This window comes from Pseudomonas sp. LBUM1678 (genome assembly GCF_059695575.1).
In genome coordinates this window covers 5,373,124-5,396,349 of the sequence record NZ_CP166775.1, presented here as the reverse complement: position 1 = coordinate 5,396,349, position 23,226 = coordinate 5,373,124, and the positions used below count along the sequence as shown (strand labels likewise).

Annotated in this window: 23 protein-coding genes and 1 pseudogene; 9 read left to right on the top strand and 15 right to left on the bottom strand. The window is 58.5% G+C overall.

The annotated features are described in order from the left end of the window. Window positions 1-29 precede the first annotated feature (29 nt). The 9 genes from aauS to ACA070_RS24480 all read right to left on the bottom strand — a co-directional run bounded on the left by aauS (window position 30) and on the right by ACA070_RS24480 (window position 11,004). Window positions 30-1,931, bottom strand: coding sequence for a two-component sensor histidine kinase AauS (aauS, locus tag ACA070_RS24520; protein WP_497448671.1), 1,902 nt, complete (start codon window positions 1,929-1,931; stop codon window positions 30-32). A 217-nt stretch (window positions 1,932-2,148) separates the two neighbouring features. Continuing rightward, the gene (locus ACA070_RS24515; protein WP_438662327.1) at window positions 2,149-2,883 is read right to left on the bottom strand and encodes an amino acid ABC transporter ATP-binding protein; all 735 of its coding nucleotides are present in this window, start codon (window positions 2,881-2,883) and stop codon (window positions 2,149-2,151) included. Then, window positions 2,880-3,551: an amino acid ABC transporter permease gene (locus ACA070_RS24510; RefSeq protein WP_497452015.1), complete on the bottom strand. Its 672-nt coding sequence runs from the start codon at window positions 3,549-3,551 to the stop codon at window positions 2,880-2,882. The genes ACA070_RS24515 and ACA070_RS24510 overlap by 4 nt, the downstream gene beginning before the upstream one ends. Then, the gene (locus tag ACA070_RS24505; RefSeq protein ID WP_497448670.1) at window positions 3,551-4,297 is read right to left on the bottom strand and encodes an amino acid ABC transporter permease; all 747 of its coding nucleotides are present in this window, start codon (window positions 4,295-4,297) and stop codon (window positions 3,551-3,553) included. Before ACA070_RS24505 ends, ACA070_RS24510 begins: the two co-directional genes overlap by 1 nt. A gap of 192 nt (window positions 4,298-4,489) precedes the next feature. Continuing rightward, on the bottom strand, window positions 4,490-5,404 hold the full coding sequence (locus tag ACA070_RS24500; protein ID WP_497448669.1) for a glutamate/aspartate ABC transporter substrate-binding protein: 915 nt from the start codon (window positions 5,402-5,404) through the stop codon (window positions 4,490-4,492). Window positions 5,405-5,850: 446 nt separating this feature from the next. Then, window positions 5,851-7,389 (bottom strand): glycerol-3-phosphate dehydrogenase, encoded by a 1,539-nt coding sequence (gene glpD / locus ACA070_RS24495; protein ID WP_497448668.1) that lies wholly within the window; start codon window positions 7,387-7,389, stop codon window positions 5,851-5,853. Between the two features lie 330 nt (window positions 7,390-7,719). After that, window positions 7,720-8,475: a DeoR/GlpR family transcriptional regulator gene (locus tag ACA070_RS24490; protein ID WP_007916700.1), complete on the bottom strand. Its 756-nt coding sequence runs from the start codon at window positions 8,473-8,475 to the stop codon at window positions 7,720-7,722. Window positions 8,476-8,571: 96 nt separating this feature from the next. Further along, window positions 8,572-10,077: a glycerol kinase GlpK gene (gene glpK, locus ACA070_RS24485; protein ID WP_497448667.1), complete on the bottom strand. Its 1,506-nt coding sequence runs from the start codon at window positions 10,075-10,077 to the stop codon at window positions 8,572-8,574. A 75-nt stretch (window positions 10,078-10,152) separates the two neighbouring features. Beyond that, window positions 10,153-11,004 carry an MIP/aquaporin family protein gene (locus tag ACA070_RS24480; RefSeq protein WP_462028489.1) on the bottom strand — a complete coding sequence of 284 codons (852 nt, stop codon included), beginning with the start codon at window positions 11,002-11,004 and terminating at the stop codon, window positions 10,153-10,155. Window positions 11,005-11,373: 369 nt separating this feature from the next. Between ACA070_RS24480 and ybaK the strand changes: the two genes are divergently transcribed. Next, window positions 11,374-11,844, top strand: a complete 471-nt coding sequence (ybaK, locus tag ACA070_RS24475) for a Cys-tRNA(Pro) deacylase (protein ID WP_497448666.1) — start codon at window positions 11,374-11,376, stop codon at window positions 11,842-11,844. Window positions 11,845-11,851: 7 nt separating this feature from the next. Then, a pseudogene (locus tag ACA070_RS24470) lies at window positions 11,852-11,987 on the top strand (isomerase); the annotation flags it as partial. Window positions 11,988-12,100: 113 nt separating this feature from the next. Here ACA070_RS24470 and ACA070_RS24465 read toward each other — a convergent pair. After that, a complete protein-coding gene (locus ACA070_RS24465; protein ID WP_497448665.1) occupies window positions 12,101-13,210 on the bottom strand; it encodes an ABC transporter ATP-binding protein in 1,110 nt (369 codons plus the stop codon). Then, window positions 13,207-14,127 carry an ornithine carbamoyltransferase gene (argF, locus tag ACA070_RS24460; protein WP_497448664.1) on the bottom strand — a complete coding sequence of 307 codons (921 nt, stop codon included), beginning with the start codon at window positions 14,125-14,127 and terminating at the stop codon, window positions 13,207-13,209. Before argF ends, ACA070_RS24465 begins: the two co-directional genes overlap by 4 nt. A gap of 493 nt (window positions 14,128-14,620) precedes the next feature. On the opposite strand from argF, the gene ACA070_RS24455 reads away from it, so the two are divergent. From ACA070_RS24455 to grxD, 5 genes are all read left to right on the top strand, one after another. Next, a complete protein-coding gene (locus ACA070_RS24455; protein WP_497448663.1) occupies window positions 14,621-14,827 on the top strand; it encodes a hypothetical protein in 207 nt (68 codons plus the stop codon). Further along, window positions 14,808-15,143, top strand: coding sequence for a hypothetical protein (locus ACA070_RS24450; RefSeq protein ID WP_131060887.1), 336 nt, complete (start codon window positions 14,808-14,810; stop codon window positions 15,141-15,143). The genes ACA070_RS24455 and ACA070_RS24450 overlap by 20 nt, the downstream gene beginning before the upstream one ends. 135 nt (window positions 15,144-15,278) lie before the next feature. Beyond that, window positions 15,279-15,569 (top strand): PlzR type 4 pili assembly inhibitor, encoded by a 291-nt coding sequence (gene plzR / locus ACA070_RS24445; RefSeq protein ID WP_462028484.1) that lies wholly within the window; start codon window positions 15,279-15,281, stop codon window positions 15,567-15,569. Between the two features lie 134 nt (window positions 15,570-15,703). Then, a complete protein-coding gene (locus ACA070_RS24440; protein WP_497448662.1) occupies window positions 15,704-17,812 on the top strand; it encodes a molybdopterin oxidoreductase family protein in 2,109 nt (702 codons plus the stop codon). 96 nt (window positions 17,813-17,908) lie between these two features. Further along, a complete protein-coding gene (gene grxD / locus ACA070_RS24435; protein ID WP_497448661.1) occupies window positions 17,909-18,250 on the top strand; it encodes a Grx4 family monothiol glutaredoxin in 342 nt (113 codons plus the stop codon). A 163-nt stretch (window positions 18,251-18,413) separates the two neighbouring features. Here the strand turns inward: grxD and bfr are convergent, their stop codons facing one another. Next, window positions 18,414-18,890, bottom strand: a complete 477-nt coding sequence (bfr, locus tag ACA070_RS24430; protein WP_461976357.1) for a bacterioferritin — start codon at window positions 18,888-18,890, stop codon at window positions 18,414-18,416. Window positions 18,891-19,089: 199 nt separating this feature from the next. Further along, a complete protein-coding gene (locus ACA070_RS24425) occupies window positions 19,090-19,308 on the bottom strand; it encodes a bacterioferritin-associated ferredoxin (RefSeq protein WP_007943567.1) in 219 nt (72 codons plus the stop codon). Between the two features lie 314 nt (window positions 19,309-19,622). Here ACA070_RS24425 and ACA070_RS24420 point away from each other — a divergent pair, with 314 nt between their 5' ends. Next, window positions 19,623-20,225, top strand: coding sequence for a peroxiredoxin (locus tag ACA070_RS24420; RefSeq protein ID WP_462028481.1), 603 nt, complete (start codon window positions 19,623-19,625; stop codon window positions 20,223-20,225). Window positions 20,226-20,382: 157 nt separating this feature from the next. On the opposite strand, the gene rnt is transcribed toward ACA070_RS24420, so the two are convergent. Both rnt and pyrC read right to left on the bottom strand, forming a co-directional pair. Next, window positions 20,383-21,060, bottom strand: a complete 678-nt coding sequence (gene rnt, locus ACA070_RS24415) for a ribonuclease T (RefSeq protein ID WP_131060881.1) — start codon at window positions 21,058-21,060, stop codon at window positions 20,383-20,385. Further along, the gene (gene pyrC / locus ACA070_RS24410) at window positions 21,057-22,103 is read right to left on the bottom strand and encodes a dihydroorotase (RefSeq protein ID WP_497448660.1); all 1,047 of its coding nucleotides are present in this window, start codon (window positions 22,101-22,103) and stop codon (window positions 21,057-21,059) included. The genes rnt and pyrC overlap by 4 nt, the downstream gene beginning before the upstream one ends. A gap of 157 nt (window positions 22,104-22,260) precedes the next feature. Between pyrC and ACA070_RS24405 the strand changes: the two genes are divergently transcribed. After that, on the top strand, window positions 22,261-23,169 hold the full coding sequence (locus tag ACA070_RS24405; RefSeq protein WP_497448659.1) for a flagellar protein MotY: 909 nt from the start codon (window positions 22,261-22,263) through the stop codon (window positions 23,167-23,169). The last annotated feature ends 57 nt before the right edge of the window (window positions 23,170-23,226 follow it).

Genomic DNA, 23,226 nt, shown 5'->3' with positions numbered 1-23,226 from the left:
TTCGACGATCAGCACACTAAGGTCGTTGTTCATATTGGCTCGGCGTGAGTGGGGCTTACCAACGGTAAACTGAGGACGAATGTGGTGCCACCGCTGGCCGGGTGTTCGACACCCAGATGTCCGCCGGTGGCGGCGGCCAGGCTGGCGGACAGGGTCAGGCCGAGGCCCAGGCCTTGTTCGCCGGGTTTGGTGGTGAAGAACGGTTCGAACAAATGCTTGCGCGCTTCGGCGTCGATGCCGTGGCCGTTATCGCGTACGCGCAGGCGATATTTGCCATCGAATTGTTCGCCTTCGAGCCTCAGCTCGGGCAACGGTTGAGCCTGCATGGCGTCGAGGGCGTTGCCGATCAGGTTGACCAGAATTTGCTCGAGGCGGGTCTGGTCGATCTGCACCTGCACATCGTTGAAGTCACGATGCACTTGCAGGTGCGCGCTCTCCACGCGACCGCCCAGCAATTGCAGGGCAGCATCCACCGCTTTGCCGAGGCTGGCCCGGCCTTTGTCGTCACCGCGACGGGCGAAGGAACGCAGGCTGGCGGTGATTCGGCCCATGCGGTCGATCAAATCGTTGATGGTCTTGAGGTTGGTGCTGGCGACGTCCAGTTGACCGCGCTCAAGAAAGCGCACGGTGTTGCCGGACAAGGTGCGCAGCGCTGCCAACGGCTGGTTCAGTTCGTGGGCGATGCTGGTCGACATCTGCCCGATGGCGGCGAGTTTACCGGCCTGCACCAGTTCATCCTGGGCGCGGCGCAAGGTCTCTTCGGCCTGACGCCGTTCGCGGATCTGGCCCTTGAGGCGTTCGTTGCTGGCGCGCAGGTCGGTGGTGCGTTCGGTAATCCGACGCTCCAGCTGATTGTTGGCTTCCTGCAGGGCTTCCCGGGCGGCGAGGCGGGTGGCGATCACCTTGCGCCGCTCGTTCCAGGCAATCAACAGGAACGCCACGAGGGCAAACGCCACCGCCACCAGAATCCCCTGATTGATCGCTTCGCGGCGCAAATCCTGGAGCGGCGTGAGCAGGGTGAAGTTCCATGGGGTGTCGCTCAAGGGCCGGGTTTGCGAGAGGTAGCTGATGTCCTCTTCATCTGATTCCACTTCGCTGTTGGCGGGGAAGGTCAGTTTTTCCTCGCCTTCGGCCAGTTGTTCCCGGGCCAGTGGTTGCAGTTCGTTCAGCGGAAACCAGTAGTACTGCAGGCTGCGGGCGAGTTTTTCTTTGGTTTCGTCGCTCAAGGGCACAACCGACTTGAGCCGTCGCGCCGGATCGCTGGAGAGAATGATGATGCCGTTCTCGTCGCTGACGAACGCTTCGAGGCGCGCGCGCTGCCAGCGTTCTTCCATGGCTTCGAGGCGCACCTTGACCACCGCGACGCCGATGATCTTGCCGTGTTCTTCCAGGCCGTGGGCCAGGTAGTAACCGGGTTCGCCGTTGGTGCTGCCGATGCCGTAGAAGCGCCCCGGTTGACCGCGTACGGCGTTCTGGAAATAGGCGCGAAAGGACAGGTCTTCGCCCAGGTAACTGTCGACATCGCGCCAGTTGCTGGTAGCCATGACACGGCCGGTGGTGTCCATTACGTAGATAGCCCGACTGCGGCTGCGCCGGTTCAGGCCTTCGAGGTAGTCGTTGACGGTCTGCCGGTGTTCCGGCGATGGGTCGGCCAGCAATTTTGAAACACTGGATTCAAGTTCCAGCAGGCTGGGCAGGTAGGTGTACTTGCTGATCTCGCTCTCGACGGCACGGGCGTGCAGTTCGAGCTGACGCTGGCCGTTCTCGCTGAGGCTGCGAATCCCATAGTGTTCACTGACCCAGAAGCCGAGGTAACCCAACCCGATCATCAGGGCGATGACCAGCGGCGGCAGGAACAGATGGCGGATCAGACGGGGTTTCACGGCGAGTGATGGCGGCGCGGCGCGATAGAGAGTGGGGTCGCATTTCATCACAGATGCCTTGGGTCAACCAGTGTGGCAACAGGCTTGTCTGGTTTCCAGTCGAACGCGGAACCTGTGGCGAGGGAGCTTGCTCCCGCTCGGCTGCGAAGCAGTCGTAAAACCGGTAAATGCGGTGTGTCAGACAAAATGCATTTGCAGGTTTTGGGGTCGCTACGCAACCCAGCGGGAGCAAGCTCCCTCGCCACAAGGGCAAGCCAGTACCGTCTTAGTGCTGCAGAATCTTGTTAAGGAAATGCTGTGTCCGCTCGGCGCGGTGGCTGATGTCGCCGAAGAAGTCTTCTTTCTTGCAGTCTTCGATGATCTTGCCCTGGTCCATGAAGATCACGCGGTCCGCCACTTTGCGGGCGAAGCCCATTTCGTGGGTCACGCACATCATGGTCATGCCTTCGTGGGCCAGTTGCACCATCACGTCGAGCACTTCGTTGACCATTTCAGGGTCCAGCGCCGAGGTCGGTTCGTCGAACAGCATGACGATCGGGTCCATCGCCAGTGCACGGGCAATTGCCACACGCTGTTGCTGGCCACCGGAGAGCTGGCCCGGGTGCTTGTGGGCATGAGCCGAGAGGCCGACGCGCTCAAGCAGTTGCAGGCCTTTCTTGGTGGCTTCTTCCTTGCTGCGGCCCAACACCTTGATCTGCGCGATGGTCAGGTTTTCGGTAATGGTCAGGTGCGGGAACAGTTCGAAATGCTGGAACACCATGCCGACGCGCGAGCGCAGTTTCGGCAGGTTGGTCTTCGGGTCGGCGATGGACGTGCCATCGACCACCACGTCGCCTTTCTGGAACGGTTCCAGCGCGTTGACGCATTTGATCAGGGTGGATTTGCCGGAGCCGGACGGCCCGCACACCACGATCACTTCGCCTTTTTTGACCTCGGTGCTGCAGTCAGTCAGTACCTGGAAGTCGCCATACCACTTGTTGACATTCTTGATAGAGATCATACGGCAAACCTTTTTTGCAGACGCTTGACCAGCAGCGAGGCGGCAAAGCTGATTGTGAAGTACGTGAGACCTGCGAAGATCAGGAACTCATTGGAGCGACCGATGATGTCGCCACTGGCACGGGAGGCATTGAGGAAGTCCACCAGGCCGACCGCGTAGACCAGCGAGGTGTCCTGGAACAGGATGATGCTCTGTTGCAGCAACAGCGGGGTCATCTTGCGGAACGCTTGCGGCAGGATGATCAAACGCATCATCTGGCCGTACGTCATGCCCAGGGCCTGGGCAGCACCCATCTGGCCCTTGGGAATCGACTGCACGCCGGCCCGGACGATTTCGCAGAAGTACGCCGCTTCGAACATCATGAAGGCCACGATGCAGGAGGCGAATGCGCCGATCGGGGTGTCTTCGCCGGTGATCCAGCGCAGCACGAACGGCACCGCCAGGTAGAACCAGGTGATGACCAGCAGCAATGGAATCGAACGGAAGTAGTTGACGTAGGCGCCGGCGATGTTCGACAGCAGCTTGCTGTGGGACAGGCGCATCAGTGCCAGGATGGTGCCGAGGATGATCCCGCCGACGACGCCCAGCGCCATCAGTTGCAGGGTCATGACCATGCCGTTCCACAGGCCCGGCAGGGACGGGATGATGCCCGAGAAGTCGAATTCCATCATTTACCCCCTACGGAGATCAGGCCCGGTACGGCGACTTTCTTCTCGACCATGCGCATCAGCAGCATCAGGCTCATGTTCAGGGTGAAGTAGATCAGCGTCGCCAAGGTGAAAGCTTCGAACAGGTTCGCGGAAAACTCGGCGGTCTGTTTGGTCTGTGCGAGCAATTCCATCAGGCCGATCAGCGAGGCGACGGAGGTGTTCTTGAACACGTTCAAGAATTCCGAGGTGAGCGGCGGAATGATGATCCGGTAGGCCTGGGGCAGCAGCACGTTCCAGTAGATCTGTGGCAGCTTGAAGCCCATGGCGCGAGCGGCGGCTTCCTGGCCTTTGGGCAACGCCTGGATGCCGGTACGCACTTGTTCGCAAACGCGGGCGGTGGTGAACAGGCCCAGGCAGACAACAACGCTGAGGAACGCCGAGGTGGTCGGGTTCAGGTCCTGCTTGTACCAGTCCTGCAGGTTTTGCGGCAGCAGATCGGGCACCAGGAAGTACCAGATAAACAGTTGCACCAACAGCGGTACGTTACGAAACAGTTCGACGTAGCAGGTCGCGATGCCCGACACGATGCGATTCGGTACGGTGCGCATGACGCCCAGAATCGAGCCCAGCGTCAGGGCGATGATCCAGGCCATGATGGCGATGGCGATGGTCCAGCCCAAACCGGTGAGGTACCAGTCGAGATAAATCTCGCTGCCCACGCCGGTGGACTTGAAGAACACGCCCCAGTCCCAGTTGTAATTCATTAGGGTCTCCCCTCAGATCGATCGATGTACAAATGCCCGCCTGGGGAAGCTCCGTTCCCGCCCGACCTTGGGAGTCAGGCACACACGAGCGGCTCGACAGCCACCGGTTCGAGTGTTTCCAAAAATGCCAGCAGGGAGTGACTATCTCCTGAAAGGGCTGCGGCCCCCTCAGGAGATAAGGTTAGTCAGAAATCAGGACTTCTTGTCGTCAGCCGCTTTATCGGTCGGATTGGCGATCAGGGCCTTGAGTTCGTCGCTCATCGGGAAGTTCAGGTTCAGGCCTTTTGGCGGGATTGGCGCCATGAACCATTTTTCGTAGATCTTGTTGATCTCGCCGGACTTGTAGGTAGCGACGATCGCGTCATCCACGGCTTTCTTGAACGGCGCATCGCCCTTGCGAACCATGCAGCCGTAGATTTCGTAAGACTGCGGATCACCGGTCACTTCCCAGTCACTCGCCTTCTTGGCTTTGGCCGCTTCACCGGCCAGCAGTGCGTCGTCCATCATGAACGCGACGGCGCGGCCCGATTCCAGCATCTGGAAGGATTCGCCGTGGTCTTTGGCGGAGATGACGTTCATGCCCATTTGCTTGTCGGCGTTCATCGACTTGAGGATGCGCTCGGACGTGGTGCCCGCGGTGGTCACGACGTTCTTGCCTTTCAGGTCGTCGAAATTCTTGTACGTGGAGTCTTTCTTGGAGAGAAGACGCGTACCGATTTCGAAGATGCCGACGGAGAAGTCAACTTGCTGCTGACGTTCAACGTTGTTGGTGGTGGAGCCGCACTCGACGTCCACGGTGCCGTTCTGCACCAGCGGGATACGGGTTTGCGAGGTCACGAGGTTGTATTTGACCTGGAGGTTCGGCATGTCCAGGTCTTTCTTGATGGCTTCGACGATTTTCAGCTGGATATCGTGGGAGTAGCCAACCGGTTTGCCGGAAGCGTCCGCAATATAGGAGAACGGAATGGAAGCGTCACGATGCCCGAGGGTGATGGTGCCGGACTCTTTGATCTTCTTCAGTGTGCCGGTGAGCTCGGCAGCGAAAACTGGAGTGCTAATCAGAGCGGCAGCAATGGCTGCGCCCAGGATATGGGGAACGATGCGCATCAAATTTTCCTCGACATTGTTTTTTTTATGGAGCCAGTTCATCGGCCCTTTTGTGCTTCGAATGCCTGACGGCTCCTGAGTGGGGTGCACAAGCATTCGTCCAAGAGTGTAGAGCATGACTCGTGCCAGGCCAGGCGATATAGATCAAGTTGTTGATTTGTAAAGGTATTAAATATTTATGGCGTTGGTTTTTAGCGAAGGTTAATCCGGTTAACCGAATCGACCGACAGGTCGTGTTCGGAAAACCGAATGCAATCTATCGACTTGCACATATCCCCTGGAGGAGGGAGCCTGCTCGCGATGAGTCATCAGATCCAGCATTGATTGCGCCTGACACTCCGCTATCGCGAGCAGGCTCACTCCCACAGGGGGGATAGGTATCTGGCGGAATGCAAAAAGCCCCTGAACCTTTCGATTCAGGGGCTTTCGTTCAAGCGGATCGGCGATCAGGCCGCTTCGATCTTGCTGCGGTTTTGCTCGACCTTGCTCAGGTAATCCGCCAGTTTCTGCTGTTCGGCGGGGGTGGTGAACAAGCCCAGCTTGCTGCGACGCCACAGAATGTCATGGGCGGTGGTCGCCCACTCTTCGCTGCACAGGTAATCGACTTCGCGGGTGTAGAGGCCGCCGCCGATGTGTTCGCCCAGATCGCTGAGGCTTTGCACGCCTTCCATCATGCGCCAGGTGCGGCTGCCATAAGTGGTGGCCCAGCGGCGTGAAATTTCAGTCGGCACCCAGTCGAACTTGTCGCGAATCAGCGAGCTCAACGCCTGCGGGGTGGTCATGTCTTCACCGCCCGGCAATGTCGCGCTGACGGTCCACGTCGGCTTGATGTGCGTGAAGTACGGCGCCAGTTGTGCCAGCGCCGACTCGGCCAGTTTGCGGTAGGTGGTCAGCTTGCCGCCGAACACCGACAGCAACGGCGCTTCTTCGCCAGTGCCCGACAGTGCCAGGGTGTAGTCGCGGGTGACGGCCGACGGGTTGTCGGATTCGTCGTTGCACAGCGGACGCACGCCGGAATAGCTGTGCAGGATGTCGTCACGGCTGATCCGCTTCTTGAAGTGGGCGTTGACCACTTTGAGCAGGTAATCGGTTTCGCCTTCGGTGATCGCTACTTTGGCCGGATCGCCGGTGTATTCGCGGTCGGTGGTGCCGATCAGGGTGAAGTGGTTCAGGTACGGGATGGTGAACACGATGCGCTGATCTTCGTTTTGCAAAATGTGCGCGTGTTCGCCTTCGTACAGTTTCGGCACGATCAGGTGGCTGCCCTGGATCAGACGGATGCCGTACGGCGATTCCATCTTCAAGTCATCACGGATGAACTTGGCGACCCATGGGCCGGCAGCGTTCACCAGAGCCTTGGCACGAATCGAAAACAGCCTGCCATCGGCGCGTTCCAGGTGCAGGTGCCACAAGCCCTTGGTGCGACGGGCGCTGACGCAACGGGTCTGGGTGTGGACGTGGGCGCCTTTTTCGCGGGCGGCCATGGCATTCAGCACCACCAGGCGCGCATCGTCGACCCAGCAATCGGAGTATTCGAAGCCTTTGGTGATTTCGCTTTTCAGCGGGCTGTCCGGGCCGAACTTCAGGCTTTTCGAACCTTCGAGTTTTTCCCGCTTGCCGAGGTTGTCATACAGGAACAGACCGGCGCGAATCATCCAGGCCGGACGCAGGTGCGGACGGTGCGGCAACACGAAGCGCATTTGCTTGACGATGTGCGGCGCCTTGGCCAGCAACACTTCGCGTTCGGCGAGGGCTTCGCGTACGAGGCGGAATTCGTAATGTTCGAGGTAGCGCAGGCCACCGTGGATCAGCTTGCTGCTGGCCGACGAAGTGTGGCTGGCCAGGTCATCCTTTTCGCAAAGGAACACCGAAAGGCCGCGGCCGGCGGCATCCGCTGCGATCCCCACGCCATTGATCCCGCAACCAATGACGGCGATGTCGTAGACCTCAGCGAGTGGGGGCGTAGGCAAGGTAGAAGTGGGCATCGGCTGGCCTCGGGCTCTTTTGATTTTCTGTATTGGAATACGAACATTAATGTTCATTTACGAAAATAGTAGCCCATTAAACCGCCCACAGCCAGTCAACTTCGATTGAAAATACTGATCGAAGGGCCGAGAAAGGAAAATTTACGAACATTAAATGATGGTGATGGAGACTTTTGTGGCGAGGGAGCTTGCTCCCGCTCGGCTGCGCAGCAGACGCAAATCAGATGACTCGCTCTTCCTGAAGTACCACGATTACCGGTTTAAGGGCTGCTTCGCAGCCCAGCGGGAGCAAGCTCCCTCGCCACAAGGGAGCGTGCTGTTTGGAAAGGGTTAAACGACTTCGAGTCGAATCTTGTGCTGACTCAACAACTGCGCCAACGCCGGCACAGGCTGCTGATCGGTGACCAGGCAATCAATCAGGCTGATCGGCCCCAGGCGAATCATGGCGTTGCGCCCGAATTTGCTGGAGTCAGCCGCCAGAATCACCTGCCGGGCGTTGGCGATGATCGCCTGCGACACCCGCACTTCCTGATAATCGAAGTCCAGCAGGCTGCCGTCTTCATCGATACCGCTGATGCCGACCAGGGCAAAGTCGACCTTGAACTGGTTAATGAAGTCGACACTCGCCTGACCGACCACACCGCCGTCGCGCCGCACATTGCCTCCGGTCAGCAGAACGTCGAAGTCGTCCTTCGCGCTGAGCATCGAGGCCACGTGCAGGTTGTTGGTGATGATTTTCAGGTGGTTGTGGTTGAGCAGCGCCCGGGCGATCGATTCGGTGGTGGTGCCGATATTGATGAACAGCGAGGCGTGATCCGGGATCTGCGCCGCAATGGCTTCACCGATACGCTGCTTTTCATCGCGCATCTGGTCAGCGCGCATGGCGTAGGCGGTGTTTTCGACACTGGAATCGTAGGCTGCGCCGCCATGGTAGCGACGCAACAAATTGGCTTCCGCAAGCTGATTGATATCGCGGCGGATGGTCTGCGGTGTAACGACGAACAGCGTAGCCATTTCCTCGATGCTGACGTAGCCGCGTTCGCGGACCAGTTCGAGGATTTGCTGCTGACGGGGAGGCAGATTCATGGGGCTTCCTTTGGGCTGCCGTGCAAAAATTTGCCCATGATGCCGCAGGAATCTGCTCCCGACCAGTTACATACCGATACGAGTACTCAGGTTGGCTTATTCAGCGCCTTCATGCGGTTCCCAGTCGCGGGTGCGGCTGACGGCTTTTTTCCAGCCGGCATAGAGTTTTTCCTTGGCGGTTTCGTCCAGGGTCGGTTCGAATTCGCGTTCGATCACCGCCTTGCCGCGCAACTCATCCAGGCTGCCCCAGAAGCCGCACGCCAGGCCGGCCAGGTAAGCCGCGCCGAGTGCGGTGGTTTCGCGCATTTGCGGACGCTCGACCTGAGTGCCGAGAATGTCGGCCTGGAACTGCATCAGGAAGTTGTTCGCGACCGCGCCGCCGTCCACGCGCAGGGATTTCAAGCGTTCGCCTGAATCCTGTTGCATGGCGTCCAGAACGTCGCGGGTCTGGTAGGCAATCGACTCCAGCGCTGCACGAATAATGTGATCCACGCGTACGCCGCGGGTCAGGCCGAACAGGGCGCCGCGGGCATACGGGTCCCAGTACGGTGCGCCGAGACCGGTAAAGGCTGGCACCAGGTACACGCCGTTGCTGTCCTTGACCTTGTTGGCGAAGTATTCGGTGTCGTGGGCGTCGTTGATGATCTTCAGTTCGTCACGCAGCCACTGAACGGTCGAACCACCGTTGAACACCGCGCCTTCCAGCGCGTAAGCCACTTCGCCACGCGGGCCGCAAGCGATGGTGGTGAGCATGCCGTGCTTGGACTTCACGGCTTTTTCACCGGTGTTCATCAGCAGGAAGCAGCCGGTGCCGTAGGTGTTTTTCGCCTGGCCTGGCTCGACGCACATCTGGCCGAAGAGGGCAGCTTGCTGGTCGCCGGCGATACCGCCGATGGCAATGCCGCTTTTGGTGTGGCCGTAGATTTCGGACGAGGACTTCACTTCCGGCAGCATCTCGCGCGGAATATCCAGCACCTCCAGCATCTTCGCGTCCCACTCAAGCGTGTGGATGTTGAAGAGCATGGTGCGCGAGGCGTTGGTGTAGTCAGTGACGTGGACCTTGCCGCCGGTAAATTTCCAGATCAGCCAGCTGTCGACGGTGCCGAACAGCAATTCACCTTTGCGCGCACGCTCGCGGCTGCCTTCGACGTTGTCGAGGATCCACTTGAGTTTGGTGCCGGAGAAGTACGGGTCGGTGACAAGGCCAGTGGTGTCGCTGATGTATTGCTCGTGGCCGTCGCGCTTGAGCTGTTGGCAGATCTCGGTGCTGCGGCGGCACTGCCAGACGATCGCGTTGTAGATCGGGCGGCCGGTGGTCTTGTCCCAGACCACGGTGGTTTCGCGCTGGTTGGTGATGCCGATGGCCGCGACCTGGTCGTGATGCAGGCCGGCTTGAGCCAGGGCCTCGACCATCACGGCGCTTTGGGTGGCGAAGATTTCCATCGGGTCGTGTTCGACCCAACCGGCTTGCGGGTAGTGCTGGACGAATTCGCGCTGGGCGGTGCAGACCACGTTCGCGTCACGATCAAAAATGATCGCGCGGGAGCTGGTCGTACCCTGATCGAGGGCAATGATGTAGTTCTTATTCTGAATGTCGGTCATGTCGATTGCCTTGGACGAAAAAAGGGAGAGAGGTCCGGCGCGCGATTTTATGGGCAGGATCACGCGCCTACGGTATCAAGAAGTTCTTGGTTTGCCGTCAATGGCCGGTGCTGCATCCTTTGTAGCAGGTGTGGCGTTGGGCAGATGACGGGCAATCAGCCCGCGATACGCGGCAGCGCCGAGGCAGGCACCGACAATCGGTGCAAAAATCGGAATCAGGAAATACGGGATATCGCGGCCGCCAGTGAGGGAAATTTCACCCCAGCCTGTGAAGAAAGTCATCAGCTTCGGACCGAAATCACGCGCCGGGTTCATCGCAAAACCGGTGAGCGGGCCCATCGAGCTGCCAATCACTGCAATCAGCAAACCGATCAGCAGCGGTGCCAGTGGCCCCTTTGGCAGACCATTGTTGTCGTCGGTCAGGGACATGATCACGCCCATCAGAATGGCGGTGATGATCACTTCAACCAGGAAAGCCTGGGCGGTGGACAGGGCCGGGTTGGGGAAGGTGGAGAACACCGACGCCAATTCTAGGCTGGCCTGGGTGCCACGAACCATATGGTGAGTTTGTTCGAAATCGAAGAATAAATTGCTGTACAGCGTGTAGACCAAAAATGCGCCGCAGAACGCGCCAGCAATTTGAGATAGGATATAAAACGGCAGTTTGCGCTTTTCGAAGTCAGCGAAAATGCTCAGGGCGATGCTCACGGCAGGATTGAGGTGAGCCCCGGAAACCCCGGCGGTCAGGTAGATCGCCATGCTCACGCCGACGCCCCAGATGATGCTTATTTCCCACAAGCCAAAGCTGGCACCCGCGACCTTGAGCGCAGCAACGCAACCGGTGCCGAAAAAGATAAGCAGTGCAGTGCCCAGAAACTCGGCCATGCATTGGCTTGAGAGCGACGGTTGTTGTAAAGCAGTTGTCATTGAAAACCTCGTTTTTGTTGTTGTCTGGCGCTTCTTTCGTCATGGCCAAAGCGCGTTTTCCACCGAGGCAGAATCCCCATCCTGTTCTCGGTTTACTGCTGGGTGCTGCGATGACACATTCGTACAGTATTCAGATTCGAAAAAATATAGACAAGAAACGCCGCTGTCAAAGGTCGATAGTGAACCGTCAGTCACAATTCAACTATTAGTCACGTGAATGATCGTATCGTTCACGCGGTGGGCCGAGGGCGGACGAGCGGCGGGTGGCGCTGCCAAGCCTTTGAAACAGGGCGCAATAGAGCCTTTTGCCGATCAATGTCCTAGAATCCAGCGCAGGATTTTTCTACTGCCGCCCAGTCTGGAGCTGCCATGACCCCCGCATTGGATTTGTTGAAAAAAGTTCGAGCCGAACATCGCGTGCACAGTTATGAACATGATCCGAAGGCTGCGTCCTATGGGCTGGAGGCCGCGGAGAAACTGGGACTGAACCCGGCGCAAGTGTTCAAGACCCTGTTGGCGGCCAGCGAGAAAGGGGAGTTGCTGGTGGCGGTGGTGCCGGTCGTCGGAAGTCTGGACTTGAAGCATCTGGCTCACGCTGCAGGCGTGAAAAAAGTTGAAATGGCCGATCCTGCCGCTGCGCAACGTGCGACGGGTTATCTGCTCGGGGGCATCAGTCCGCTGGGGCAGAAAAAGCGTTTGCGCACCTTCATCGACAACTCGGCTCAACCCTTTGCCAGCATTTTTGTCAGCGCCGGTCGGCGCGGTCTGGAAGTCGAATTGGCGCCGGCCGTGTTGGCCGAACACACCCAGGCCAAGTTTGCCGACATAGGTCGCAGCTGAATCAGGGATGGGTAAGTCGAGCCTCAGCGCTTATCAGTGGTCCGAAGCGAGGCGGGGAGTTGTTCTGCTGGCTGGAGGGGGGGAGGGTGAAGATTGGCGGGAATGCGACGTTGGTTGCGAGTGGAACACTAACTCTCGGTTGAGCACAAATCCCGTAGGAGCGAGGCTTGCCCGCGAAGGCGTAATGTCAGGTGATGATGATATCGACTGATACTACGCCTTCGCGGGCAAGCCTCGCTCCTACAAATTCAGGTAATCAGCTAGCGGTGCTGTAGCGGCGGACGCCCGACTCGGTGGCCGGAATCTGCGCCGCCGTGCTGCCGGATGCCTGGAACAACACCAGGTGCTCAGCCGCGACGCGAATACCGACTTCGGCACCGACTTGATGATCAGCATGGCTCGGGAAAATTGATTCAAGCTGTGCACCGGTCGGCATCTGCAACCGGTACAACGTCGACGCACCCTGAAAAGACTTGCCGACAATCCGCGCCTTCAAACCGCTGTCCGGTGCATAAACGATATCGTCCGGACGCAGCAGCACGTCTACCGCACCGCCAACCGGCCAGGTGTAGGCGCGATTACCGCGTAACTCACCCAATTCAGTCTGCACCGACTCGGGGCTGCTCAACTGGCCGCGAATGAAGTAACCCTGGCCAATGAAGCTGGCCACAAACGGCGTCAGCGGTTCGTGATACAGGTTGTAGGGTGTGTCCCACTGCTCCAGCCGGCCTTCCTTGAAAACCCCCACGTGATCGCTCACTGCAAAGGCTTCTTCCTGGTCGTGGGTCACCAGAATCGCGCTGGTGCCACGGGCCTTGAGAATGTCGCGCACCTCATGGCTGAGCTTGCGCCGCAGTTCGCCATCGAGGTTGGAGAACGGTTCGTCAAGCAGCAGTAATTGCGGTTCCGGCGCCAGTGCGCGGGCCAGTGCGACGCGCTGCTGCTGACCGCCGGACAACTCATGCGGGAAGCGCTTGCCCAGGTTTTTCAGGTTGACCAGTTCGAGCAGTTCTTCTGTGACGCGATCCTTTTGCGGATGCTTGCGGATTCCGAAGGCGATGTTTTCGGCCACGCTCAGATGCGGAAACAGCGCGTAGTCCTGGAACACCATGCCGATCCGCCGTTTCTCCGGGGCGAGGGTGAAACCGGCGCGGGAGAGGGTCTCGCCCGCCAGCGTGATTTCACCTTCGTGTACCGGTTCGAAACCGGCAATCGCCCGTAGCGTGGTGGTCTTGCCGCAACCCGAAGAGCCCAGCAGGCAACCGATATCGCCGGCATTCAAATGCAGGTTGAGGTTCTGCACCACTCGCTGGTCTTGATAGCCACAGGCGAGGTTGCGCAGGTTAAGCAGTAATGGATGGCTCATGCGTGGTGGTACGAAGGCGGGACGAGAAACTCGAGCAGCGCCTTTTGTGCGTGAAGGCGGTTTTCCGCTTGATCCCAGGCCACGGAGCGCTTGTCATCGAGCACGTCGAGGCTGATTTCCTCGCCACGGTGGGCCGGCAGGCAGTGCATGAACAACACATCCTCGGCAGCCAGGTCGAGCAGGGCGCGGGTGACCTGGAACGGCGCGAACAGCTTCAGGCGCTTGGCGGTCTCTTCTTCCTGGCCCATGGAGGTCCAGACGTCGGTGCTCACCAGATGAGCGCCGCGCACGGCCTCCTTCGGATCGCGGACGATGGTCACGCGATCACCGGCCTTGGCCACGAATTGCGCGTTGGGTTCAAAACCTTCAGGGCAGGCGATGCGCAACTGGAAGTCAAACTGGATCGCCGCTTCTATATAGCTGTTGCACATGTTGTTTCCGTCGCCGATCCAGGCCACGGTCTTGCCCTGGATCGAGCCGCGATGTTCGAGGAAGGTTTGCATGTCGGCCAGCAACTGGCACGGGTGCAAGTCATCGGACAGGCCGTTGATCAGCGGGACGCGCGAATTGGCGGCGAATTCAGTCAGTGTGCTGTGGGAAAACGTGCGGATCATCACCGCATCGAGCATGCTCGACATGACTATGGCAGCGTCGCCGATCGGCTCGCCACGGCCCAGCTGCGTGTCGCGCGGCGACAGGAAGATGGCCTGGCCGCCGAGCTGGATCATGCCGGCTTCAAACGAAATTCGGGTACGGGTCGAGGACTTCTCGAAAATCATCCCGAGCACGCGGTTTTTCAGAGGCTCGAACAGTACGCCGCGGTTACGCAGGTCCTTGAGCTCAACGCCTCGACGGATCACGCTGACCAGCTCTTCGGGCGTGCAATCCATCAGGGAGAGAAAGTGCCTTGCGCTCATCATTGACTACCTTTTTGCAACAGACCGCAGATACTCAAAGCCTTGTTTAACTGAAAAACGGGCGAGACCTGCGGCGTAAGCCGCACGGGGCGACGAAATAGGGGGAGGCGCGATATTGACATTAAATGTCGCGTTTTTCCAATAGGGGCTGTTTTTACAGCTTCCAACATGTTTCAAGCTTTAAAACCGTTTGGCCTGTGCACCGTGGCATTGATCAGGTTGTGCAGGCCCGGAGCAACATTTGTACACGGTGCCGAAGCTGGAATGCAATAAATGACGTGATCAGACTCATCATCCGGCGAAGAGTGGCAGACCCGCTGAGCAGCGCTTTCTGCCCTCAAACTGCGCTTCGTCAATGGCGTCGTTTCAAGGAGGCGGAGTCGTTCGCTGTTACGTTTTCAGGTGCCGGGTATCGGGCTGCGCTCAGGTATTATCCGCCCCATTGCGGATTCTCGACTGAGAAAGTCAAACACTCCCAGGGAGGGAGCGCTGTATGGAGATCAATAAAACCGGACACACTGGCCTTACACGACTTCGTCGTGTTTCCCCAGCATTCGATATGGCTGTGATTTCCACGGTCATGGGCTTCGCGATTATCGCCAGCACGATTTACCCGGGCGTTCCAAGTGCAGTGGTTGGCGCCATCGTCGGCGCTTTTATCGGCGTGAAGAACTTCAAGGATGACGCGATTGCAGATTGATTCGACCCAATTTTTGGTATTGGGGGGATTGATCGCAATTGGAATCTATCTGGGGGCTTCGTTACTTGCGCGATCGACGCCCGACCTGAAGCATGGCGCTGCCTTGGTGGTCGCGTGGTTCACCGTGGTGAGCGTCATTGATATTGCTTTGCAAGTCTATCAAGCCGAGCCTCATCAGCTGGGCATCCTGGCAAACCAGAAAGCGATCATCCTGATCGGGTCCGGCGTCATGCTTTGGCTGGCTGTCGGTGGAATATGGACGGCATTGACCTCACCTCTTAAAAAGAAGGCGTTGAAGATTTCTCAGCCTCAGTGAGTCTGTCTGTGCGGCCGCACTCATGTTTTGACAAGGCTTCAACGCACCGGCCGTAACTGTGTCTGGCCTGAAACATTTGCTTATGCAAAGTGCTGGGTTATAACTAACTCACGAGTGACGCAGGAAGCCTTCGGAATGGAATCGAAAGAACAGCTGTTAATGGATTTACTCGGCCTCACGGCCCGCTCATTGACTCACCTCACTGCTTCCATGACGTCGATGTCCTTCGAATTGATGCGCAGTGAAGACGAAGTGACCAAGGCGGCCGGTCGACGCATGATCGACCGTATGGCGACCATCAGCGCCGGGCTCGACGAGCACTGGCGACTGATTGGCGAGCTCACCGGCGTACATGTCGCCCAGGAACAGATCGAAACCATTCAGGAAATCCAGTTGCAGGCGCCGCCCAGGTTGCCGCCGAACTGATTGTGCGCGGCCATCGGCTGGCCTGATGGTGGCCGATTCACAAGACGAACGTCGCTGGCGCAGTTGCGGGGCACGCGCCATAGTTTTGTTCCCGCGGCCGATATTGCCCGCCCAGAACAAAACAGAGACTGGCCATGACCAAGACTCTCCATCACCGTGCCTGCCACCTGTGTGAAGCCATCTGCGGCCTGACCATCGAGACCACTGAGGTCGAAGGCAGCGGCGTGCAGATCACCTCGATCAAAGGCGATCCGCTGGATACATTCAGCCGTGGGCACATCTGCCCCAAAGCGGTAGCCCTGCAAGACATTCAGAATGATCCGGATCGCCTGCGTCAGCCGATGTTGCGAGTGGGCAGCGAATGGCAGCCCATCGAATGGGAAGACGCGTTCAGCCTTGTCGCTGAACGCCTGGCGGCGATTCAGGAGCATCACGGGCAGAATGCGGTGGCGGTTTATCAAGGCAACCCCAGCGTGCACAACTATGGGTTGATGACCCACAGCAATTATTTCCTGGGCTTGCTGAAAACCCGCAACCGGTTTTCCGCGACCTCCGTCGATCAGCTGCCTCATCACCTCACCAGCCATTTGATGTACGGCCACGGCTTGCTGTTGCCGATTCCGGATATCGACCATACCGATTTCATGCTGATCCTCGGCGGTAATCCGCTGGCCTCCAACGGCAGCATCATGACCGTGCCGGATGTGGAAAAACGCCTCAAGGCGATTCAGGCCCGGGGCGGTAAAGTGGTGGTGGTCGATCCGCGCCGCAGTGAAACGGCAGCGATCGCCGATCAGCATCTGTTCGTGCGTCCCGGTGGCGATGCTGCGCTGTTGTTCGGGTTACTCAACACCTTGTTCATCGAAGGCCTGACCCGTGACAGCCATTTACCGGTGGACGGTCTGGATGAGGTGCGTCACGCGATCGCAACATTCACCGCCGAAACCATGAGCCCCTTGTGCGCGGTGCCGGCAGAACAGATTCGCCAACTGGCACGGGATTTTGCGGCGGCGCCGACAGCGGTCTGCTATGGCCGGATGGGCGTCTCGACCCAGGCCTTCGGCACGCTGTGTCATTGGCTGGTGCAACTGATCAACCTGGTCACCGGCAACCTCGACCGCGTCGGCGGTGCGTTGTGCACCGAACCTGCGGTGGATCTGGTGGCGTCGACGTCGGGCGGGCATTTCAATCTGTGGCAGAGCCGCGTGTCCGGACGTCCCGAGTACGGCGGCGAGTTGCCGGTGTCGGCCCTGGCGGAAGAGATGCTGACGGGCGGGGAAGGGCAGGTCCGTGCGCTGATCACCGTGGCCGGCAATCCGGTGCTGTCCACACCTAATGGCCGGCAACTGGAACAGGCGCTGGACGGGCTGGAGTTCATGGTCAGCATCGACCTGTACATCAATGAAACCACGCGCTATGCCGATCTGATCCTGCCGTCGACTTCGGCGTTGGAAAACGATCACTACGACACCACCTTCAACATGTTTGCGGTGCGTAACGTGACCCGTTTCAACCGGGCGATCCTGGGCAAACCTGAAGGTGCGTTGCATGACTGGGAGATTTTTGTCGGCCTGGCCCAGGCTTTTGCCGCGAAGACCGGCAAGGAGCTGAAGCCGACCATTCCACCTGCGCAGATGATCGATCGTGGTCTGCGGATGGGGTTTTATGGCGATGCCTCGCCACACAAGCTTTCGTTGGCGACTCTGTTCGATCACCCGCATGGCGTCGATCTGGGCGCGCTCAAATCCAACCTGGCCCCGCGTTTGAAAACCGCTAACCAGCGAGTCCAGGCCGCGCCAGCCGCAATCCTCGCCGACCTGGCCCGGTTCGCCGCGCTGCAAGCACCGGCTGCCGATGAATTGTTGATGATTGGCCGCCGCCATGTGCGCAGTAACAACTCATGGATGCACAACTATCACCGTCTGGTGAAGGGCAAGCCACGTCATCAATTGTTGATGCACCCGGACGACCTGGGCAGTCGTGGACTCAGCGATGGGCAGCGCGTGCGGGTCACTTCGCGAGTCGGCATGATCGAAGTTGAAGTGGTCGCCAGCCTGGATATGATGAAAGGCGTGGTCAGCCTTCCTCACGGTTGGGGCCATGCGCGCCCGGGCGTGCAGATGACGATCGCCAGTGGTCAACCCGGTTCCAGCGCCAATGACCTGACCGATGAATGTCAGCTCGACGAATTGTCGGGGAATGCGGCGTTGAACGGTGTTCCGGTGACCGTGGCGGCGGCTTGATAGTGTCTGTCGGGGAGACCGAGCATGGCGCTCGGGTTTCCGTTACAATGCGCCACCGTGCCGACCCTGAGTCGGAAAGTTCAGCCGAGGTGCTCCATGGATATCATCGAAACGATTAAAGAGCAGATTGCTAACAACACCATTCTGCTTTACATGAAAGGTTCGCCGAATGCCCCGCAGTGTGGCTTCTCCGCGAAAGCCGCGCAGGCCGTGATGGCATGTGGTGAAAAGTTTGCGTACGTGGACATCCTGCAGAACCCTGAAATCCGCGCCAACCTGCCGAAGTACGCCAACTGGCCAACCTTCCCACAACTGTGGGTTGGTGGTGAGCTGGTCGGCGGTAGCGACATCATGACCGAGATGGCTGCTGACGGTTCGTTGCAGACCACGATCAAGACGGCTGTTGAAGCGGCTGCTGCTGGCAAGACCGAAGCCTGATTTGCTTCCTGTGCAGGAGCGAGGCTTGCCCGCGAAGGCGTCGTACCTGATACACCGCTTTCGCGAGCAAGCTTCGCTCCTACAAGAGCAAAAGCATAAAAAAGCCCCGCCTCTTTAAAAGAGCGCGGGGCTTTTTATTGTCTCGAATTTAGCGGGTACTAACTTACTCGTCTTCGCCCATCTGCGATTGCAGATAGTTCTCAAGACCGATTTTATCGATCAGGCCCAGTTGGGTTTCCAGCCAGTCGATATGTTCTTCTTCGGACTCAAGAATGTCTTCGAGCAGTTCGCGGCTACCGAAGTCGCCAACGGTTTCGCAATGAGCGATAGCGACCTTGAGGTCGGCATGGCCGGTTTTTTCGATACGCAGGTCACACTCAAGCATTTCCTGGGTGTGTTCGCCGATCTGCAGCTTGCCCAGGTCCTGGACGTTCGGCAGACCTTCGAGGAACAGGATGCGCTTGATCAGCTTGTCAGCGTGTTTCATCTCATCGATGGATTCGTGGTATTCGTGCTTTCCGAGCTTGTTCAGACCCCAATCTTCGTACATGCGCGCATGCAGAAAGTATTGATTGATCGCGACCAGCTCATTGGCAAGGATCTTGTTGAGATGCTGGATGACTGTAATGTCGCCTTTCATGATGGGGTCCTGCCCTGTATTAGCTGTCTATAAGGCAGAGTTTGGGCTGCACAACTAAGAGTGTCAAACCTAAGTTATTGAAACTTAAGTGAAAATTAATCGGAATAAGAATGTTTGTGTTCCGCGTCTGGAGCGTAAGCAGTTGATTTTCAGGCATAAAAAAACCGGACATCAAGTCCGGTTCTTTGGAATACGGTTTTTACGCGGCAGTAAATTCCACAGGGAAAGGAATCGCAGCCTGCGCCGATTGTAATTTGGTCAGGGTTTCACGCACCACTTCCTTGGCAAGGCAGGCGCATTTGCCGCATTGGCTGGCTACGCCGGTAGCCTGACGGACTTCCTTATAGCTGCAGCAACCTTCATAGATTGCATCGCGGATTTGACCGTCGGTGACGCCAGTGCAGAGGCAGACATACATAAGTGAGAACCGTCGCTGGTTGTGACTCAATTGCGATGGATCTTAATGTTAACGAGAATGATTGTCAAAGTGGTTTCTGAAAGCTTTGCGTTATAAGCGCGTGAGACTGACGAACGGTTTTCCTCCAGGCGATCTGCCATTAGCTACCGCGACGACCAATTTGATGCACCAGTGAAAAACCGTTGAGGACAGCTCAAAAACGCCGTGTATGATGGTCGGTCCTTGCGAAGGGGGTCGTGTCACAGGGCTGTCGCCTGAGGGTGGCAGGCTGACGCGAACCCAGTTCTTCACGTTAATAGACCAGGAGATATTCAATGAGCGTACTCGTAGGCAAACAAGCCCCGGACTTCACCGTACCGGCCGTACTCGGCAATGGCGAAATCGTAGACAGCTTCACCCTGTCGTCGGCCATCAAAGGCAAATACGGCCTGGTGTTCTTCTACCCACTGGACTTCACCTTCGTTTGCCCGTCCGAGCTGATCGCTCTGGACAACCGCATGTCTGACTTCAAGGCACGCAACGTTGAAGTGATCGCCGTTTCGATCGATTCGCACTTCACCCACAACGCATGGCGCAACACCCCGGTGAACAATGGCGGTATCGGCCAGGTTCGTTACACCATGGCTGCCGACATGAAGCACGAAATCGCCAAGGCCTACGACGTTGAGTCCGAAGGCGGCGTGGCTTTCCGTGGCGCGTTCCTGATCGACGACAAAGGCGTTGTCCGTTCGCAGATCATCAACGACCTGCCGCTGGGTCGTAACATGGAAGAGCTGATCCGTCTGGTCGACGCGCTGCAATTCCACGAAGAGCACGGCGAAGTTTGCCCTGCCAACTGGAAGAAAGGCGACAAAGGCATGAACGCTTCGCCAGAAGGCGTCTCGGCTTACCTGACCGAGCACGCTGCGGCGCTGTAAGCCCAGGCGTCAGGCATAAAAAAACCGGCCGCTGAGGCCGGTTTTTTTATGGGCGGAAGACGCAGATCCCTGTAGGAGCGGGTCGCTGGCGATGAATGATGACGCGATCTTCATGTTGAACCGCGTCGCCTGCATCGCGAGCAGGCTCGCTCCCACATCAGTCGTTGAAGTCTTCCCAGCCGCCCATTTGTTTCCAGCGATTGACGATGCCGCAGAACAGCTCGGCCGTCTTCTCGGTGTCGTAGCGTGCCGAGTGAGCCTCGCGACCGTCAAAGTCGATATCCGCCGCCTGGCAAGCCTTGGCCAGTACGGTTTGACCGTAAGCCAGGCCGGCGAGGGTCGCGGTATCGAAGCTGGAAAACGGATGAAACGGGTTACGTTTCATGTCCAGGCGCGCCACAGCTGCGTTGAGGAAACCCAGGTCGAAGCTACTGTTGTGCCCGACCAGAATTGCCCGTTTGCAGCCGTTGGCTTTCAGGGCCTTGCGGATGCCACGGAAGATGTCGGTCAACGCGGCTTCTTCGCTCACCGCCATACGCAACGGGTGATCAAGTTTGATCCCGGTGAATTCCAGCGCGGCGGCTTCAATGTTCGCGCCTTCAAAAGGCTCGACGCGGAAGAAATAGGTGTGATCGGGGAACACAAACCCTTTTTCGTCCATGGCGATAGTGGTCGCGGCGATTTCCAGCAAGGCGTCAGTGGCAGAGTTGAAACCACCGGTTTCAACGTCGACAACAACTGGCAGGTACCCACGGAAGCGAGCAGCCATCGGGTGGCGCGAACCACCTCCGCCGCCTTGACCGTCCTGTTCGTCGTCGAAATGGTCTTCACTCACGCGTTTTCCTCCAGCAGGCGCCAGCGCAGTTTTTCACCGGCGCGCAGCGGGATTACGGTCAGCTCGCCAAATGGCAGGCTGGTTGGGGCGGTCCACTCATCGCGGACCAGGGTGATGCGATCGGTGTTCACCGGCAGGCCATAGAAGCGCGGTCCGTTGAGGCTGGCGAACGCTTCGAGCTTGTCCAGCGCGTTGCGTTGTTCGAAGGCTTCGGCGTACATCTCGATCGCCGCGTAAGCGGTGTAGCAACCGGCACAGCCGCAAGCTGCTTCTTTGGCGTGCTGGGCATGCGGCGCCGAATCGGTGCCGAGGAAGAACTTGTCGCTGCCGCTGGTTGCGGCGTCGAGCAGGGCTTCCTGGTGGGTATTGCGCTTGAGGATCGGCAGGCAATAGAAGTGCGGCCGAATCCCGCCCACCAGCATGTGGTTGCGGTTGTACAGCAGGTGATGCGCGGTGATGGTCGCGCCAACGTTGGCCGAAGCCTCGTTGACGAACTGCACGGCGTCGGCGGTGGTGATGTGTTCGAACACCACTTTGAGCGTCGGGAAACGCTCGACCACACGACGCATGTGCTCATCGATGAAGAGTTTTTCGCGGTCGAACACATCGACATCGCCACGGGTGACTTCACCGTGAATCAGCAAGGGCATCCCGACTTCGGCCATGGCCTCAAGTGCAGGGAAGATCTTGTCGATACTGGTGACGCCAGAGTCCGAGTTAGTGGTCGCGCCGGCCGGGTACAGCTTGGCGGCGTAAACGAAACCGCTGGCCTTGGCCTCGCGAATTTCTTCGGGCTGGGTTCGGTCGGTCAGGTACAGCACCATCAACGGTTCGAAACGACTGCCGGCCGGGCGTGCAGCGAGAATCCGCTGGCGATAGGCGTCGGCTTCAGCGGCGTTACGCACCGGAGGTACCAGGTTGGGCATGATGATGGCGCGACCAAAGGTGCGCGCGACATCCGCAACGGTATTGGTCAACACAGCACCATCGCGAAGATGAATATGCCAGTCGTCGGGACGCAGCAGGGTCAGGCGGTCGGACATGAGGGGATTCCAGGCGGGTCAAACTGAGGGGAATGCTACCGGAAAAGACTCTCTCAGGCACTCGCTATCAAGTTTTGCAGGAACCTTCCGATATCCAACAGGTATGCCGTAAATATGTGTGTCGGTCTTTTTGTTGTAGAAGCCAGTGGAGCCTCCCGTGCGCCAGCGTTATTTAGCCTTGCTCAGTGTGTTTGCCAGCCTCCCTGCGATGGCGCTCACTTTCCAGACGCGTCTGGAGAGCATCGAGTGGACGGTCGAAGGTGACAAGTTCGAATGTCGCCTGACTCAACCGATTACCGATTTCGGTTCGGGTGAATTCGTGCGCCGTGCTGGCGAGCAGGCGACGTTTCGTCTCAAAGCCTACAACCCGATGGTCGGCGGTGGGTCCGCGACCCTGCTGGCGGCCGCTGCGCCGTGGCAGCCGGGACGTGGCGACATCAACCTGGGCTCGGTGCGAATCGGCAGCGGCAACGTGTTGTTCAACAGTTCGCAAGTTCAGGCCGGGCGCCTGATCAGCGGGTTGATGGACGGCCGCAGTCCGGTCATTCGGCATGCCTCCGGCGATGGCCGGGTGTCTGAAGTGCGCCTGTTGCCGGTCAAGTTCAGCAAGGCCTTCAACGACTATCAGGGTTGCGTGGCGAAACTGCTGCCGAAGAATTTCGAGCAGGTCAAACAGTCCGAGATCGGCTTCCCGGGTGAAGGCGTCGATCTCGATCCGCAAGCCAAGACTCAGTTGCAGGTGATGCTGGAGTTCATGAAGGCTGATCCGACGGTCAATCACATCGAACTCGACGGGCACTCCGACAACAGCGGCAATCGTCTGACCAACCGCGAGCTGTCACGCCGCCGGGCGCTGGCGGTGATGGACTATTTCAAGGCCAATGGCATTCAGGAATCGCAGATCACCATGCGTTTCCACGGTGAGCGATACCCTGTGGCGCCAAACACCAACGCCAGCAACCGCGCGAAGAATCGCCGGGTCGCAGTGCGCCTCGAGCGAGTAGCACCGACCGAGAAAGTTGCGCCTCAAACCACGACGCCTGGAAGCGCCCCGGCGACCTCCTGAACCCGCCGAAATCGTCGCTCGCTCGACAGAATCTGTCGCTTCGTCGTCATAAGCTGT

Bases quoted from the DNA above. Each gene is read 5' to 3' on its own strand.
- ACA070_RS24455 (WP_497448663.1), top strand. From the start codon at position 14,621: ATGGAGATCAATAAAACCGGACACACTGGCCTTACACGACTTCGTCGT.
- ACA070_RS24515 (WP_438662327.1), bottom strand. From the start codon at position 2,883: ATGATCTCTATCAAGAATGTCAACAAGTGGTATGGCGACTTCCAGGTA.
- ACA070_RS24450 (WP_131060887.1), top strand. From the start codon at position 14,808: ATGACGCGATTGCAGATTGATTCGACCCAATTTTTGGTATTGGGGGGA.
- glpD (WP_497448668.1), bottom strand. From the start codon at position 7,389: ATGCCCACTTCTACCTTGCCTACGCCCCCACTCGCTGAGGTCTACGAC.
- ybaK (WP_497448666.1), top strand. From the start codon at position 11,374: ATGACCCCCGCATTGGATTTGTTGAAAAAAGTTCGAGCCGAACATCGC.
- ACA070_RS24510 (WP_497452015.1), bottom strand. From the start codon at position 3,551: ATGGAATTCGACTTCTCGGGCATCATCCCGTCCCTGCCGGGCCTGTGG.
- argF (WP_497448664.1), bottom strand. From the start codon at position 14,127: ATGAGCGCAAGGCACTTTCTCTCCCTGATGGATTGCACGCCCGAAGAG.
- ACA070_RS24490 (WP_007916700.1), bottom strand. From the start codon at position 8,475: ATGAATCTGCCTCCCCGTCAGCAGCAAATCCTCGAACTGGTCCGCGAA.
- ACA070_RS24425 (WP_007943567.1), bottom strand. From the start codon at position 19,308: ATGTATGTCTGCCTCTGCACTGGCGTCACCGACGGTCAAATCCGCGAT.
- glpK (WP_497448667.1), bottom strand. From the start codon at position 10,077: ATGACCGACATTCAGAATAAGAACTACATCATTGCCCTCGATCAGGGT.
- bfr (WP_461976357.1), bottom strand. From the start codon at position 18,890: ATGAAAGGCGACATTACAGTCATCCAGCATCTCAACAAGATCCTTGCC.
- ACA070_RS24465 (WP_497448665.1), bottom strand. From the start codon at position 13,210: ATGAGCCATCCATTACTGCTTAACCTGCGCAACCTCGCCTGTGGCTAT.
- ACA070_RS24420 (WP_462028481.1), top strand. From the start codon at position 19,623: ATGAGCGTACTCGTAGGCAAACAAGCCCCGGACTTCACCGTACCGGCC.
- aauS (WP_497448671.1), bottom strand. From the start codon at position 1,931: ATGAAATGCGACCCCACTCTCTATCGCGCCGCGCCGCCATCACTCGCC.
- plzR (WP_462028484.1), top strand. From the start codon at position 15,279: ATGGAATCGAAAGAACAGCTGTTAATGGATTTACTCGGCCTCACGGCC.
- ACA070_RS24505 (WP_497448670.1), bottom strand. From the start codon at position 4,297: ATGAATTACAACTGGGACTGGGGCGTGTTCTTCAAGTCCACCGGCGTG.
- pyrC (WP_497448660.1), bottom strand. From the start codon at position 22,103: ATGTCCGACCGCCTGACCCTGCTGCGTCCCGACGACTGGCATATTCAT.
- ACA070_RS24500 (WP_497448669.1), bottom strand. From the start codon at position 5,404: ATGCGCATCGTTCCCCATATCCTGGGCGCAGCCATTGCTGCCGCTCTG.
- ACA070_RS24440 (WP_497448662.1), top strand. From the start codon at position 15,704: ATGACCAAGACTCTCCATCACCGTGCCTGCCACCTGTGTGAAGCCATC.
- grxD (WP_497448661.1), top strand. From the start codon at position 17,909: ATGGATATCATCGAAACGATTAAAGAGCAGATTGCTAACAACACCATT.
- ACA070_RS24480 (WP_462028489.1), bottom strand. From the start codon at position 11,004: ATGACAACTGCTTTACAACAACCGTCGCTCTCAAGCCAATGCATGGCC.